Annotated in this window: 13 protein-coding genes; 6 read left to right on the top strand and 7 right to left on the bottom strand. The window is 59.2% G+C overall.

Features of this window, described 5'->3' with window-relative positions; translation table 11 throughout:
• Positions 1 to 10: 10 nt before the first annotated feature.
• Together ACNS84_RS04075 and ACNS84_RS04070 are read right to left on the bottom strand one after the other, a co-directional pair.
• Complete coding sequence (locus ACNS84_RS04075) at positions 11 to 2,008, bottom strand: TRAP transporter permease (protein ID WP_435073557.1); 1,998 nt, start codon at positions 2,006 to 2,008, stop codon at positions 11 to 13.
• Between the two features lie 32 nt (positions 2,009 to 2,040).
• Entirely contained in the window at positions 2,041 to 3,069 is a 1,029-nt protein-coding gene (locus tag ACNS84_RS04070; RefSeq protein WP_435073556.1) for a TAXI family TRAP transporter solute-binding subunit, read from the bottom strand.
• 340 nt (positions 3,070 to 3,409) lie between these two features.
• Between ACNS84_RS04070 and ACNS84_RS04065 the strand changes: the two genes are divergently transcribed.
• Complete coding sequence (locus ACNS84_RS04065) at positions 3,410 to 4,798, top strand: M20/M25/M40 family metallo-hydrolase (RefSeq protein ID WP_435073555.1); 1,389 nt, start codon at positions 3,410 to 3,412, stop codon at positions 4,796 to 4,798.
• Positions 4,799 to 4,813: 15 nt separating this feature from the next.
• Here the strand turns inward: ACNS84_RS04065 and ACNS84_RS04060 are convergent, their stop codons facing one another.
• Positions 4,814 to 5,605, bottom strand: a complete 792-nt coding sequence (locus tag ACNS84_RS04060; protein ID WP_435073554.1) for an SDR family oxidoreductase — start codon at positions 5,603 to 5,605, stop codon at positions 4,814 to 4,816.
• A 108-nt stretch (positions 5,606 to 5,713) separates the two neighbouring features.
• Between ACNS84_RS04060 and ggt the strand changes: the two genes are divergently transcribed.
• Both ggt and ACNS84_RS04050 read left to right on the top strand, forming a co-directional pair.
• A complete protein-coding gene (gene ggt, locus ACNS84_RS04055; protein WP_435073553.1) occupies positions 5,714 to 7,339 on the top strand; it encodes a gamma-glutamyltransferase in 1,626 nt (541 codons plus the stop codon).
• Positions 7,340 to 7,417: 78 nt separating this feature from the next.
• Positions 7,418 to 8,599 carry a CaiB/BaiF CoA transferase family protein gene (locus ACNS84_RS04050; RefSeq protein ID WP_435073552.1) on the top strand — a complete coding sequence of 394 codons (1,182 nt, stop codon included), beginning with the start codon at positions 7,418 to 7,420 and terminating at the stop codon, positions 8,597 to 8,599.
• A 52-nt stretch (positions 8,600 to 8,651) separates the two neighbouring features.
• Here the strand turns inward: ACNS84_RS04050 and ACNS84_RS04045 are convergent, their stop codons facing one another.
• Both ACNS84_RS04045 and ACNS84_RS04040 read right to left on the bottom strand, forming a co-directional pair.
• Complete coding sequence (locus tag ACNS84_RS04045; protein ID WP_435073551.1) at positions 8,652 to 9,089, bottom strand: universal stress protein; 438 nt, start codon at positions 9,087 to 9,089, stop codon at positions 8,652 to 8,654.
• A 75-nt stretch (positions 9,090 to 9,164) separates the two neighbouring features.
• On the bottom strand, positions 9,165 to 10,172 hold the full coding sequence (locus tag ACNS84_RS04040; protein WP_435073550.1) for a 3-hydroxyacyl-CoA dehydrogenase family protein: 1,008 nt from the start codon (positions 10,170 to 10,172) through the stop codon (positions 9,165 to 9,167).
• 61 nt (positions 10,173 to 10,233) lie between these two features.
• On the opposite strand from ACNS84_RS04040, the gene ACNS84_RS04035 reads away from it, so the two are divergent.
• Positions 10,234 to 11,079, top strand: a complete 846-nt coding sequence (locus ACNS84_RS04035; RefSeq protein WP_435073549.1) for a beta-keto acid cleavage family enzyme — start codon at positions 10,234 to 10,236, stop codon at positions 11,077 to 11,079.
• Between the two features lie 101 nt (positions 11,080 to 11,180).
• On the opposite strand, the gene ACNS84_RS04030 is transcribed toward ACNS84_RS04035, so the two are convergent.
• Complete coding sequence (locus tag ACNS84_RS04030) at positions 11,181 to 11,363, bottom strand: hypothetical protein (RefSeq protein ID WP_435073548.1); 183 nt, start codon at positions 11,361 to 11,363, stop codon at positions 11,181 to 11,183.
• A gap of 90 nt (positions 11,364 to 11,453) precedes the next feature.
• Here ACNS84_RS04030 and ACNS84_RS04025 point away from each other — a divergent pair, with 90 nt between their 5' ends.
• Both ACNS84_RS04025 and ACNS84_RS04020 read left to right on the top strand, forming a co-directional pair.
• A complete protein-coding gene (locus ACNS84_RS04025) occupies positions 11,454 to 12,848 on the top strand; it encodes an FAD-binding oxidoreductase (RefSeq protein WP_435073547.1) in 1,395 nt (464 codons plus the stop codon).
• Positions 12,849 to 12,942: 94 nt separating this feature from the next.
• A complete protein-coding gene (locus ACNS84_RS04020; RefSeq protein ID WP_435073546.1) occupies positions 12,943 to 14,175 on the top strand; it encodes a mandelate racemase/muconate lactonizing enzyme family protein in 1,233 nt (410 codons plus the stop codon).
• A gap of 110 nt (positions 14,176 to 14,285) precedes the next feature.
• Here the strand turns inward: ACNS84_RS04020 and ACNS84_RS04015 are convergent, their stop codons facing one another.
• Entirely contained in the window at positions 14,286 to 15,767 is a 1,482-nt protein-coding gene (locus ACNS84_RS04015; protein WP_435073545.1) for a CoA-acylating methylmalonate-semialdehyde dehydrogenase, read from the bottom strand.
• Positions 15,768 to 15,783: the final 16 nt, after the last annotated feature.

The following is a 15,783-nucleotide window of genomic DNA, read 5'->3' as shown; positions in this document are numbered from 1 at the left end:
GAACCCGCTCTCAGCGACCTGGTACCAGGCTTGAACTTCGAGCAGAGACTCGTTCGCGGATCGGCTTCTGCAGCTGGATTCCGATCATCACGAGAATAACGACCACGCTAACCGTGCGGATCATCGTGTCCGGATAGACCATTGCGATTAGTCCGAGCCCGAAGTAGATCCCTTTGACAGGGAATTTGATGAAGGGGCTCTCGTGGAAGAATTTTCCATAGTAGTTGAGCCCGTGAGAGATTCCCAACGCCCCGAGCAGAGCGAGTGCTCCCGAGCCCAGGGTTGCCAACCCGAAGCCACCGACGACGAGTTCGGGGTTGTAGATGAACGAGAATGGCAGGACGTAGATCGGTGCAGAGATCTTCAGGGCTTCGTGTGCCGTTCGCCAGAAGTTGCTCTCTGCAATCCCCGTCGCGACGACGACTGCGATCGCGATTGGGGGCGTCAGACCCGACAGGATCGCCGCATACAGAACGAAGAAGTGTGCCGCGAGATCCGGAACGAAGAACTGCTGGACCAACGCCGGTGCGATCAGCGCGGCCACGATGACGTACGCGGCGACGGTCGGCATGCCCATTCCGAGAATGATCGAGATGAGCATCGCCAGAACGACCGCGGTGAACATGACCCCGCCTGAGAGGTCGAGCAGTGCCAGTGAGAGGATACCCGGGATACCCGAGGCGGTGAAGACGTCGACGACGCCGTTGATTGCCGCGATAATGATCGCGATCGGTGCAAGTATGATCACCCCTTCTCTGAAGCCGTCTCCCGCATCACCGAGGAGGCTGACGAATTCATCGAAAAGGCTCTCGCCGTCCACTGCGGCCCGAATCAGCGGGAACGAGAACCCAGTGGCGAACATCGCGATGATGGTGTACAACGCCGCCGTGAGGACGGTGTACTGGAGGACACCGAGGATGTAGATCAAGAGGAGGAACGGAATCCCGAACCGAAGACATTGGATGATGAACTCCCTCTGGCTCATCCGCTCGTCGAACTGGCTTTCGACGTTGATCTTTGTGTTCTTCCCACGAAGTTGGCCGATGCCCTTGTAGTGGACAGCAATCGTGACGGAGCCGTAGAAGATAATCGCCGGAACGATGCCTGCGACGAGAACCTGGACGTACGTAATCCCGAGCAACGAGGCCATCACGAACGCCGCTGCACCCATAATCGGCGGCATGATCTGTCCGCCGGTCGAGGCGACGGATTCGATCGCTCCCGCCGTCTCCCCTTTCATCCCGGTTTTCTTCATCAGTGGGATGGTAAACGATCCGGTGATCGCCGTATTCGCAGCTTGACTACCCGTGATCGAGCCGATGATGATGCTCGAGGTCACGGCAGAGAGCGCGACGCCAGAGCGGACGTAGTTCGCCGACCGAAGTCCAATTCGCATGATGAGATCGAACGCCCCGAACCCGCGCATCAATCCTGCGTACAGCAGGAACAGGGCCACCCATGTGGCGATAATCCTGGAGATAGACCCGTACACCCCCTGGAAGTCGAGGACCATGATGCTCATCATCCGGTTCACGCTGAACCCGCCGTGACGAAGGATACCGGGAGCGTAGTTTCCGTACAGTCCGTAGAGTATCACCCCGAGGATCACGGCTAAGAACGTCAATCCGTACGCTCGGTACGACAGGTAGAGAATTACCAGAAAGAACGCGGCGGCGATTACGTACTCGCGAGGCAATGCCGTACCCACACGTACTCGCAGCAATATGTCGTAGAACGCGATCATGTAGATCGTCGTCCCCAGGGTAATTATCGCTGAAAGTGTGAGGCCGACTAACTCGAGTTTGTTTTGTTCCTCATACGCTTCGATCGCCTCGTTCCCCAGGTATACGAGGATGATCGACCCCAAAAATATCACAGTAAACAAGATTCGATCTATCCCTTGCGTGAACGCGTAATACAGAACGCCGAGCCAGACGATTACCGATAGTCCCGTAACTAAGTCGTTAGCAAGCTCTAGTCGGCTCTTCCCTGATGTGGTATAAACCATTTGTCTGTAGGCGATAGCGGGTGACTGGTTAGCTATTCGTCGCCACGGGTCCAGCTGTCGTCCCAGGCGTCGTTCTCTTCGTACCAGTCAGCCGCGCCGGGGTGAATCGGAATATCGTCCGTGTGAGCCAGCGCAAAGGTGAAGTTCGACGGGTCGGACCAGTCGAGAATCGTCGGGTTGGCCTCCTGCATCGACTCGTAGTTGTTGTGGCAGATCTCCATCAGGTCGTAGACCGCTTGTGCGGGGATCTCCGGGCTGAAGTAGTACGGGTAGGTTTCGGTCCACGTGTGCTTCGGGAAGTCACCGCCCTGAACATCCTGTTCCCAGCCGCCAATCTCGTCGACTTCTTCGTAGCCCGCGCCTCCGAAGTCCTGCGCTGCTTTGACGTAGTCTTCCGTCATCTCGATTGCTCGGACGTCAACACGAGAGTCGATTTCGGCCGCCCACGACGGGAGCTGCGTGTAGTTCGACGTGTACACAATGAACGCCTCTGCGCGACCTTCAGCGAGCGCACTCGCTGCCTGGCCGGTTTCGACGTTGACGACGTTCTCTTCAAGACCTTCCCAGAGACCGGCAGCGCCGTACATCTCCTCGGTCATCGCGCGGAGGCCCCATCCGGCAGGAAGACAGTAGACGTCTCTCCCGGGAAGGTCGTCGGTCGTCTCAATGTCGCTGTCTTCCAGCGCCATCCAGTAGAGATTGAGCGAGAGGTGACCGAATCCAAGCTGCGGGAACTCAGAGACCGGGTCCTCCGCGAACGGGCCCGTCTCGTTGAGGGCCTGGTTCATAATGTAGTTCCCTGCCGAGTAGGAATTGATCTCTCCGTCGGCGTACAGCCGAATAGACTGCGGGTCCCCCCCTGCGTCTTGGGTGATGAAGTTGAGGTAGTCGGAGTTTTCGCTTACAACACGCTGAATCGCCTGTGAATTACCGTACGTCGATGATCCAGAAGATGACGAGCCGACAGTAAGGTCGATCGGTTCATTTCCGCCGTCGCCACCGTCACCGCCACCCAGACAACCAGCAAGCGAAAGTGCTCCGAGTCCAGCGGTTCCTTTCAATACGTTTCTCCGTGATGGGCCGTCGTTATCGAACATCGTTTTACATGATATAGCCAGCCTTATTTAAACGTTCCCCAGAATGGCGTGCCCATATACGAGTGTGGTGTGCTTAGACTGAATAAAAGTCGACATATCCCGGCTGATTTCAAACAATATACTGTATGTTCGCTGCCAATGTTACGTATGTTCACCTCACTGCGGCCCGTCTGCATTCGAAAGCACGACATAGTAGCACATGGGTGATAGTTCCACCCGGACTATTTGTACTCCGAGCGGAACAGAGGAGTAGTATCATGAACTGGAGTCCGCGAACAGAATATCTGAGAGGTGTGTAGCGACGATGACAACGGAAGGACCACACGAATTCCTCGAGCGTCACGAAGGGGTGATCCTCGATGACCTCCGAGCGTTAATCTCTCAGCCGTCGATCAGTGCAACCGGAGAAGGAATCGAGGAGTGTGCAGCGATGGTCCGGCAATCCTGCCTCGACTACGGATTTGACAGCGCTGAAATCGTCGAAACGCCAGGCCAACCGGCCGTCATCGCTCACGCGTCTGCAGACACCGGGCAGGCCGAACAGAAGGTGCTGCTCTACGGTCATTACGACGTCCAACCCGCGAACGCCTCGGAGTGGCAATCGCCTCCGTTCGAACCGACTATCCGTGAAGGACCGGACGGTTCGGAACGCCTCTACGGCCGCGGCGCCGGCGACAACAAAGGACAGTGGTTTGCGCATCTGTGTGGTGTTCGTGCGCTTCGTGAGACGACGGGACTTCCAACTGACGTGACACTCGTGATCGAGGGCGAAGAGGAGAGCGGCAGCGAAAACCTCGAGTGGCTCGTTACGGAGTACCGCGACGAACTCGATGCAGACGTCGCAATCGTGGCTGACGGCCCTATCGACGAATCGGGGCGACCACAGGTGTTACTCGGGGCTCGGGGGTTGTTGTACATCGATATCAAGACGACGGGAGCAAACCGAGATCTCCACTCAGGAAACTTCGGGGGACCGATCCCCAATCCAGCCACGGCGCTAGCCGACCTCCTTTCCTCGCTCTGGACCGACGATGGTCGGATTGCAGTCGAAGATTTTTACGACGACGTGCGCCCGCTCACGGAGCGTGACCGTGAGATACTCGAGGCGATTCCAATCGATGAGGAGGCGGTGAAATCTGAGCTCGGACTCTCGGCGCTCACGATAGACGACGGAGAAAACTACGCCGAACGCTTGCTATGTCAACCGAATTTGAATGTCGCCGGGCTTGACGCCGGCGTTCACGGAGAGGGAATGATGACGGTGTTACCGTCAGCGGCTCGCGCGAAGATCGACTTTCGATTAGTCGCCGACCAAGATCCGGAGCGAATCTTCCAATCGCTTTCGCGCCACGCAGAGGATCACGTACCGCCAGGGATCGACGTTACGCTCACACGTGTGGCCGCAATGGCTCCTCAGCGGACGCCTGCGGAAAGTCCGGTAATCGAACCGATGATGCGTGCCGTCAGCAGAGCGTGGGATATGGAACCGATACTCAAACCATCGCTGGGAGGCTCTGTTCCGACGTACGTTTTCGCCGATGTACTCGACGCTCCGTGTCTGGTAGTACCCTATGCGAATGCCGACGAGAACAACCATGCACCGGACGAGAACATTGCACTCTCCTGTTTCCGTGCCGGCGCCCGGACCACTGCCGAACTACTCACAGAGTTCTCCGACACATTTCGGAAGTGAATTCGATCGCCGAACTCAGAGGTTGGACCGGCTGAGACCACCGTCGATTGGGACGGTAACACCATTGATAAACGCCGCCGTGGGTGAACAGAGGAACGCGACCGTGTTGCCGAGTTCCATCGGCCGCCCGATCCGGCCGAGTGGAGTAGAACTCCCCTTCGCCGCCAGTCCCTCCTGGTAGGACTCAACCTCACCCCGAGCTATCGCCTGTTCGATTAGGTCGGCAGTGCGCTCGGTTTCGATAGGACCGGGTAGGACGCTATTGAAGCGTACTTCCGGGGCGAGTTCTCGAGAGAGCGTCTTTGCGAGACCGATAACTCCCATTCGAACCGAGTTCGAGAGCACGAGCGAGTCGATGGCTTCCTTCACGCTTATCGACGTGATGTGCACGACGTTTCCTCCGTCACCAGCGCGGAGTTCGTCAGCGGCCTCTCTGACCAATCGGACGACGCTCATGACGAGCAGGTCGTACGCTTCGTACCAATCGCGGTCTGTCGTCTCAATGAACGGGCCACTCGGCGGTCCACCGGCCGACGTCACGAGGTGGTCGATACCGCCGAACGCCTCGATCGTAGCTGAAACGAGGTCCGAGATATCGTCGGAGTCCGTTAGATCGCCCGTTTTCGCGACGACACGGCCATCGCCGGCGGCTGCGACCTCTTCTCGAGCTCTCTCAAGGCGGCCCTCGTCGCGGCCGTTGATCACGACGTTCGCTCCCTCACGGACGAGCGCCTTCGCGGCGGCTTTTCCGAGTCCGCTGCTGGAGGCTGTGACCAGTGCCGCATCGCCCTCTAGTTGCAGGTCCATACAATGTGGTAGCGATCCACACGCGGATATCTGCTGTGGTCGGTGTTTCTACGCGAGACCGTGTGATCAGATACCAATACTTTAGTCAAAACCCACTGACTCGCCCGTATGGACACCGTACCGGACCTAGATCAGTTCACCTCCCGGCGATCAACAGTGTACGCTAACGGCGGCCTGGTTGCGACGAGCCAACCCCTTGCCGCGGAGGCAGGCGTTTCGACGCTCCGCAACGGCGGAAACGCGTTCGACGCGGCAGTCGCCACCGCCGCAGCGTTGAACGTCGTCGAGCCCACGTCAACCGGACTGGGTGGCGACGTGTTCGCGCTTTACAAAACCGCCGATGGAGAGGTCGGGGCGCTTCGAAGCTGCGGTGCTGCACCGATGGAGGCGTCCATCGAAGCGATCCGTGAACGGGTCGCCGATGAAGAAGATGTCGACGCGAAAAACGCTCAAATGCCGGAGTATGGGCCACTCACCGTTACTGTCCCTGGTACGGCTCGTGGCTGGGAACGAACCGTCGAGGAGCTGGGCGAGTTGAGTCTCGCGAGCGTGCTCGAGCCGGCTATCGGATATGCGACCGACGGATACCCCGTGTCGGAAATCATCGCCCAACAATGGAACGAAGCCGCCGATGTCCTCCGCGGAGAGAACGCCCGGTCGGCGTATCTTCCGAACGGCAGGGCCCCGGAGGTCGGCGAGCGTGTTCGCCTCACCTCGCTGGGAGAGACCATGCAACGCATCGCCGACGAAGGTGCCGACGTCGTCTACGAAGGCGACATCGCCGACAAAATTGTGGAGGAGGTCAGATCGCGAGGCGGGTTCCTCTCTCACGATGACCTCGCGTCGTTCGAACCCGAATTCGTCGACCCCGTCAGCACAACCTACAACGGCGCGGAGATATTCGAGCTCCCGCCGAACAATCAAGGCCCCGTCGCGCTTGAAGCGCTGAACATCGCCGAAGCCTTGGGTGCGGGTGACTACCCCGCCGGCTCGCCGGAACGGATTCACCGCTCGGTCGAAGCGGCGAAGCAAGCGCTGACGGACGGGCTCTATCACGTCACCGACCCCGAGTTTGCGGACGTCCCAGATCTCGCCTCGAAATCGTATGCGGCTGATCGCGCCGCTGCAATCGGCTCGAACGCGGCGGTTGACGTCGATGTCGGCTTCCCGAACGACCGCGCGGAAGGGGCCGACACCGTACTGTTGTCGGTCGCCGACGACGAGGGGAACGTCGTCTCGTACATCAACTCACGGTTCAAGGACTTCGGCAGCGGGGTCGTTGCTGGCGACACGGGCATCGCGCTCCAGAACCGAGGTAGTTCGTTCTCGCTCGATCCAGATCATCCAAACCGCTTCGAACCCGGAAAGCGTCCGTTCCACACCCTGATACCTGGAATAGCACGCTTCGGCGAGAACGACTGGGCCGCCTTCGGGGTTATGGGTGGGTACATGCAACCGCAGGGGCATCTCCAAGTGCTCATGAACCTCCTTGACGATGGAATGTCGATTCAAGAAGCGCTCGACGAGCCACGGTGGCGGTATCAGGTCGACGGTCAATTGGCCGTCGAAGGCCGGTTCGACGGGAACGTCCTTACGAAGCTCGCTCGCCGTGGCCACGAAGTCCGCGTGATGAAGCCGCTCCACTTCGGCGGCGGCCAGATCGCCCGCAACGAGTCGGGGACTCTTTCAGGTGGGACCGACCCACGGAAGGACGGCGCCGCTATCGGCTTCTAATCGGCAGTCGGCCATTGACGAAGTGAACCGCGGTACGGCGGAAGCTATATGCGACTCGCCGAGCCACCTTCGGTCAACATGCAGCCGTTAGAGCACATTACAGTTATCGACGCGACGCAAGCGCTAGTCGGTCCGTTTGCGGCTCAGACCCTCGGCGACCTTGGCGCGAACGTGATCAAGATCGAACGGCCGGGTCACGGCGACCTCACCCGCACGTACTCGCCGCAGTACGGCGACGAGCTTTCTGCGTACTTCGTCAGCACAAACCGAAACAAGCGCAGTGTCTGTCTGGACCTCACGACTGCCGAGGGACAGGCCATCCTCCACGATTTGGTCGAGGACGCGGACATCTTTATTCAAAACTTTTCGCCTGGGAATGAGGAGGCATTCGGAGCGGAGTACGAGAGACTCTCAGGTATCAACGAGGACCTGATCTATTGTGACATCTCCGGGTACGGACCCGACAGTCCCTACGCCGACCGGAAATCCTTCGACATAATTCTCCAGGGTGAATCGGGAATGATGAGCGTCACCGGAACCGAAGATCAACCCGCCCGAATCGGCGTCTCGATCTGTGACCTCGCTGGTGCGATGACGTCGATATACTCCATTCTCACTGCGCTGTACCACCGCGAGCGAACCGGAGACGGTGAGTATATCGACATCTCGCTGTTGGATGCGAGTTTTCAGTTCCTCGGCTACCACGTCTCGAACTACTTCGCGACTGGTGAGAACCCGAAACGCATGGGGACCCGACATCCGAGCCTCATGCCCTATCAGGCGTTCGAGACGGTCGACTCGCATATCGTCGTTGGTGTCGTGAGCGAACACATCTGGCCGAAGTTCTGCCGAGCGATCGACCGTGAGGAGTGGATCGACGACGAGCGCTACGCGACGTTTTCCGACCGAGTCGAAAACAGGGACGAACTCGACCCGGTCCTCGACGACATGTTCGCGGAGCGGACGACCGATGAGTGGATGTCCATCCTGCAGGCGGAGGAGGTACCCTGCACGCCCGTTCAGGACGTCGAAACGTTGGTCGACGATCCGCATATTGAGACTCGAGGGATGATTGCCGAAATGGAACACCCCGATCTTGGGACGCTCAAATCGCCGGCCAATCCGGTCAATTTCGGCTCGCTCGAAACAGATTCGGAGAGCCCGCCTCCCCGTCTCGGTGAACACACCGCCGAAGTTCTCGCGGAGCTTGGGTACGATGAGGTGGAACTCGAGCGGCTACGGGAGAACGACGTCATCTAACGACGAGGGCCGTCTGTCTTGGAACTGCCGGACGAGAGCGAACGAACAGCGACTAGACGATTGTGACCGGAATATCGGTGTTGAGAATGGTGTGTTGGGTGACACTTCCGAACAGGGCTTTGCCAACGGGGGACCGCTTTCGACCGGGGATGATGATCGTATCGGTGTCGATCGACTCGGCGAAATCGATGATTTCCTCCTCAGCATCGCCATGTCGTCGCTCGACGTCGACAGCCACACCGGCCTCGGCGAGATAGTCACGAGCTGCCGTCACAGAGTCCGGGAAGCTGTCCTCGTCGTACAGGTCTTTCGACTGAACGTTGCCGCCGTCGTCGATGGCCTTGAACTTCTCAAAGACGTTTATGATCGACACGGAGATGTTATCTGGATCGGCGTTAAGCCCGGATTCGGCGCCCAGTTCAGTCACAAACTCCACTGCAGTCATCGCCCGTTTCTCGTCCTTGTCGATTGGAATGACGATCTTATACATGAACTACGATGACGATTGTTTTTCCAAGCATATAGTCGTACGTACAAGTGCAACGAGTACTGACGGGTGACGATTTCACGAGTTCGATTCCGGCTCTCCGGTGGCGTCGGGTGGCCCGCGTGCGGCGTGGTACACCTCGAGTTGATCGAGTAACCGCTGGTCTCGTTCGGCCATCACCTGTTCGAGATCGACCTTCGACCAGTCATAGACGCCTCGTCCGGTCTTCACGCCGTGTCGCCCCTCCTCGACGAGATCAGAGAGGATCGCTGCAGGTTCCTGTTCGCGATCGATATCTTGGAGCAACTCCGTGAGCACCTTGTGGTGGATGTCGAGCCCGGAGTGGTCACCCTTCTCGAATACGCCCAGCGTCGGCAGCCGAAACCCGAACGTCCCCTTCACCGCGCGGTCGATGTCCTCGGCGCTGGCAACGCCGGACTCCAGTAGTGCCCACGCCTCGCGAGCCATCGCCGACTGGATTCGATTGGCGATGAATCCGGGGATGTCCCGTTCGACGACGACCGGATCTTTGCCGATGGAGTCGAGAAAATCAGTGGCTGTATCCACCGTTTTATCAGTTGTTTGCTCGCCGTAGACGACCTCAACGGTGGGAACGATGTGGGCAGGGTGGAACCAGTGCATTCCGCAAAACCGTTCTGGGTGAGCGAGAGACGAGGCGAGTTCGGAAATAGACAGCGACGACGTGTTCGACGCGATAGTGGCGGTGGTCGGTGCCGCGCGTTCGATATCATCGTAGACGGAGGCTTTCACGTCGCGGTCCTCGGTCACTGCCTCGACGATCAGGGGCGCGTCTCCGACCGCCGCCGACAGTTCGGTCTCGTACGAAACGCGCTCCCGGACGGTCGAGATGTCACTCGTGTCCGCGACACCGCGATCGACGAGCGTTTCGAGGGTCGATCGGATCTCGGCTTCTGCCTCCTCGAGAGCGTCCTCATCGACATCAAACAGAGTGACTGGGCGGTTTCCGGCCGCGCTGGCGACGGCGATATTCCGCCCCATCGTTCCGGCACCGATAATAGCGGGTCGAGGCGGCGTTTCATCGTCGTCTGACGGCACTTCGTCCATGAGTAATTCTCTCAGGGACGTCCATTAACGCTTTCGTGGTGGGCTGTCTGGGTGCCCATAGATGAGCTACCAGAATTACCTCGAGGGCGGAAAATTGATCTTGACTGTCCCGACCACGGGCGGCGTGCAAGGAAAAGAAGTGAACCAGAACCTGCCGGAACAGCCCGAAGAGATCGCCGAAGCCGCCCGAGAGTGTGAGAAACTTGGTGCAGCGATCGTTCATCTTCACGGGCGTGACGAACGCGGTGAGCGCGACGCGGGTCGGCTCCAAGAGATCAACGAAGCCGTTCGCGAACGCTGTGACGATATCATCATCCAGAACACGACTGGTGGCACGGGGATCCCGCTCGAGCAACGAGTGAGGGGCATTCGGACGGATCCGCTCCCAGAGATGGCATCACTCGATATGGGGCCGATGAACCGGTACCAGCACATCACCTCTGAGAACACGCGCCACATGATAGACACGCTGGCTGCGGAGATGCAGGAGAAGGGGATTAAACCGGAGATGGAGGTGTTTAACAATGGCCACATGAACGAGGTGTACCGCCTCATCGACAAGGGGCTGCTCGATGAGCCGTACTACATCAACATCATCTTCGGGCCGGGAACGTTGACTCCGCCGACACCGGAGAACATGGTCAACATGGTGAACAATCTCCCAGACAACTCGATATTCAACGTGCTTGCGATCGGCCGCCACCAACTCCCACTGACGACGATGGGGATCGTGATGGGCGGCCACGTGCGCGTCGGCATGGAAGACAACCTCTACTACCGTCGTGGCGAACCTGCCGAGAGCAACGCTCAACTGGTCGGGCGAACGGTTCGCATCGCCGACGAACTTGACCGGGAGCTCGCAACGCCCGCAGAAGCGCGCGAGCTACTCGAAATTCCGGGACGGTGACGGTATAGCGAACCGAGCCGGTGGGAATAGTTCCGACTCGCGATTGCCACCATTCTCTACAACGTTCCCTACAACCCAATTCCGCCGACGTCGACCGCTGCTCACTCCGAGTCGGCGTTTCGGAAGAACTCGCAGTCGCGCTCGTGATTCAACTCGTGGCGATCGTTACAGACGTCTGCACGCATCGGAGAGACGAACTCCTCGACGACGGTACAGTAGGCGCGCTCGGTGTCGAACTCCTGGTCGCCGGCGGATTGGCGGTACGACAGTTTGGGACAAGTCATAGTACCCCACACACGCCCGACCTACGAATAACTAGTGGTGAGGGTGCAAGCAGAGAGAGAACTTATCCAAGACGCCTCCCATGGGGCCTCATGGATCGAAAGGCAGACGCTGACTACGACTGCACCTTCCTCGACGATGCCGTCACTGACGGCCGCGTTACGCACAAAGAGAGCATTCGGGAGCAGTACGCCACTGACGAAAGTCCGCACTCCGGGCACGTTCCCGACGCAGTCGTTTGGCCGGCGTCGGCCGACGAGGTCTGCGCCGTCCTCTCAGCAGCAAATGACCGCGGAGTGCCGGTTACGCCCCGATCAGGCGGATCTGGACTCGAAGGGAACGCGATCCCTTCAGCCGGCGGCATCGTCTTGAGTACGGCCGAGATAGACCACGTCGAAATCTCCCCAGAAGACATGCAGGTGACTGTCGGTGCGGGCGTGGTCTACGACGATCTCAACGAGAGGCTGGCGTCCCATGGACTACGGTTCGCCCCTGGCATCTCAAGCGGTAACGTGGCGACGATAGGCGGAATGGTCGCGACGAACGCGAGCGGATTCAACGCGGTCCGCTACGGTGAGACGCGCGACCACGTTCGTCGCCTCAAAGTGGTCACCGCCGATGGACGTATCGTCGAATGCGGGAAGGGCGTTGTGAAGACGTCCGCAGGGTACAGTCTGAAAGACCTGTTTGTCGGGAGCGAAGGGACGCTCGGTGTCGTAACCGAGGTAACGCTCGGCCTCGTGGGAATTCCGGAATACCGGAAGGCAGCGCTTGTGACGTTTCCCTCGCGTGTCGCCGCGTCCGGGGCCGTCGCAGACGCGATCGGATCGGCACTCGTCCCCGGTGCAATCGAGTTCATCGACACCACGGCGATCAAGATGCTGAACGCCTACCACGACGAGGTTTCGTTCGAAGAACACCCGACGCTAATCATCGAGTTGCACGCGAATAACAGCGGAATCGAGGAAGACCTCGCGTTCGCGAAGGCGATCTGCGAAGATCACGGGATGCTCTCGTGGAAGGCAGCGGGGAAGGCGAACTTGGAGGACATTTGGCAGGCTCGGCGTGACAAATACCCGGCAACGCAAAGCTATCGAGACGATTGGGAAGTCGCACTGGTCGGTGACGTTGTGGTGCCGATTTCGCGCTATCCCGACATCGTCGAAGAGGTCTCTCAAGCCAGCGAGGAACTCAATTTGATGACCTCCTGTGTCGGTCACGCCGGAGACGGAAACCTCCATTTCACATCGCTCGTTGACCCCGACGACGAGGAGATGGTCGGGCGGGCACACGAGTTAAACGAACGCGTCGTTCGGAAGGCGATCGCGCTCGGGGGTACCTCGACCGGCGAACACGGCATCGGAATCGGAAAGCGCCAGTTCATGAACGAAGAGCACGGGCAAGCGATCGATCTCATGCGCTCGATAAAGGAGACGTTCGATCCGAACGGTATCATGAACCCCGGAAAGGTGCTACCCGACGCCTAATCTCCGCGATCATTTCGCTCCCACGCTTCTTTCTCACCGTGCGAAGCCGAAGCATAAATTGATATGACCACTCTGGAAAGTGAGGCATGATAACATGTATTCAGACTTTGCGGCGCGCCTCGCATCGAGCATTTGGCCTGACTTCGGGAAACAACCGGCCCGCTCGACGGAAACGCCCGAAATTACTGATCTATCGACGATCGTCATCGACGGCAACTTTCCTTGGACTATCGTCCGCCTCGAAACGGACGCGGGTGTGGTGGGGATCGGCGAAGCGTACCCGTCTCCGGGCGTTCACGAAGTGATCACGGATTACTTCAAACCGGTCCTTCTCGGTGAGAATCCGCTCGACGTCGAGCGACTGTACCACCTCATGCGAGAGAGCCTCTCGGGACGAGGGTCCCAACAGGGTATCGGGACCATCGCGATCAGCGGGATCGAACTCGCACTTTGGGATGCCGCCGGAAAGATCCTCGAACAGCCAGTCTACCAACTCCTTGGCGGAAAGACCCGCGAAAAGGTCCGAATGTACGCGGACTGCCACGCCGGTGAGGGAATGGTCGAAGCAGCGCTCAACGATCAACCCGACGAGACCTACAAGGCCAATGCGTACGCCCGGGCGGCTCGGGCGGCGGTCGACGACGGCTACGAGATGATCAAGTTTGACCTCGACGTGCCGTCGGGCCGGGACATCGACACGCTCTCGCGCCACTTCGACCCCCCAGAGATCGAACACAAGCGGGGTCTGGTCGAGGCGGTGACCGAGGAGGTGGGTGACGAGGCGGAGGTGGCGGTCGATCTCCACTGGAATTTCAGCGTCGAAGCGACCGAAAAACTGTGCAAGGCGCTTGAGCCGTATGACCTCGCGTGGATCGAGGATCCGCTTCCGCCGGAGAACGTGGATGCGCTGGCAACGCTTAATCGAAGCATCGAGCAACCGCTACTCACCGGTGAAAACCGCTACGGCCGTCACGGCTTCCGTGATCTGGTCGAGAAGGAGGCCGTCTCGTTCGTCGCACCCGACATTCCCAAGACCGGCGGTATCGCGGAAACGAAGAAAATTGCCGAACTCGCCGACACCTACTACTTGACGATGATTCCGCACAACATCGGGAGCCCCGTCGCAACCATGGCCGGGGTCCACATCGGTGCAACAGTCCCGAATTTCCTCGCGCTCGAGTTCCACGCTCGCGACGTGCCGTGGTGGGACGACTTGGTTGCCAGCGACGAACCGCTCATCCAAGACGGGTATATTGCGGTCCCCGACGAGCCGGGACTCGGCATCGAGCTCGACTGGGACGTCGTTGAGGAACATAAAAAAGCGTAGTCGTCGGACCCTCAACCCCCGACCACTACCTCGCTTGGGTGGGTTAAATGAGAAAATCGGCCGAATGTCGCGGAGCCCAGCTTCTAGTGAAGGCGTGAAGCGCGGGTCGTTCAGGCGTCAGGCCATCGCTCGATGTAGATGGCCTTGTCCGTGTAGAAGTGGATCATATCCTCTCCCTGTGCGTGGAGGTCGCCGAAGAACGAGTCTTTCCAGCCGCCGAAGTGGAAGAACGCCATCGGCGCGGAGGTACCAACATTGACGCCGAGATTTCCGATCTCTCCCTCGTGTCGGAACTTCCGCGCATCCGCCCCACTACCGGTGAACAGGCTCGCGGCGTTGCCGAACTGGCTCTCGTTCATTCGAGAGATTGCCGCGTCGATATCTGCGACTGACGCGAGACCGAACACCGGCCCGAAAATCTCCTCTTGAGAGATCACCATGTCTGCAGTGACGTTGCCGAAGACGGTCGGTCCAAGGAAATTGCCGTCCTCGTAGCCGTCGACGGTGACGTCCCTGCCGTCGAGCAGGAGTTCTGCGCCTTCTTCGATGCCAGTCTGGATGTAATTACGAACGGTCTGCTCGTGTTCGGGACTGATCAGCGCCCCGATGTCTGTCTGTTCGTCGAGGCCGTAGCCGACGACTTGGTTGGCGGCTTCCTCGACGACGAGGTCGCTGAACTCGTCATAGACCGACTCCTCGACGAGGACGATGTCGTTTGCGAGACATCGCTCACCGCCGCAGGCGGTTGCTGACGAAACTGTTTTTTCAGCGGCGAACTCGAGATCGGCCGTCTCCGTGACGATGATGTGGTTCTTCGCCCCGCCCTGTGCCTGTGCGCGCTTGCCGTTTTTGGCTGCCCGTTCGTAGACCAGTTTCGCGATGGGCGTGCTACCGACGAACGACACGCCTTCGACGCCATCGTGGTCGATCAAGGCGTTGACGGTGTCGGGCCCGCCGTTGACGAGTTGGAGAACGCCGTCCGGGAACCCCGCCTCGCTGATGATTTCGAACAGTCGCTGAGCGACGAGCGGGTTCTGCTCGCTCGGTTTGAGAATGAAGCTGTTCCCGGTCGCGACTGCGTAGGGCAGGAACCACAGCGGGATCATCCCCGGGAAGTTGAACGGGGTGATTGCGGTAAAGACGCCGAGGGGCTTTCGAACAGCGCTCTCGTCGATGTTGGGTGCGGCGTTCAGGAGTGAGCCGCTTTGCATCATCGACGGGATACCGCAGGCAACCTCCACGTTCTCGATACCGCGGCGCAGTTCGCCGCGGGCCTCTGCAATTGTCTTGCCGTGATCCTCGACGAGGAGTTCTGCAAGCTCTTCTTGATGCTCTTCGAGAAGTGTTTTCAACCGAAACAGGGGCTGGATTCGCTCTTCGACAGGGCGCTTCGACCAGGATTCGAAGGCTTCGTTCCCCGTCTGGACGACCTCATCGACGTCTGCGGCCGTGCTGAAGGGAACCGTCGCCAGTTCCTCGCCCGTCGCTGGATTGACGCTGGTGAGTTCCTCGTCGCCCGAGATATCCCGCCAGGCACCACCCACATAGTTCCGTACTCGCTTGTGCTGTCCAATCGACTCTAATTCGACCATGAACCTGCTACCGTAA

This window comes from Halorubrum wangae, assembly GCF_051194135.1.
In the GTDB taxonomy this organism is placed as follows: Archaea; Halobacteriota; Halobacteria; order Halobacteriales; family Haloferacaceae; genus Halorubrum.
The sequence above is the reverse complement of the archived record's forward strand: the minus strand, read 5'-3'. Positions and strand labels throughout refer to the sequence as shown.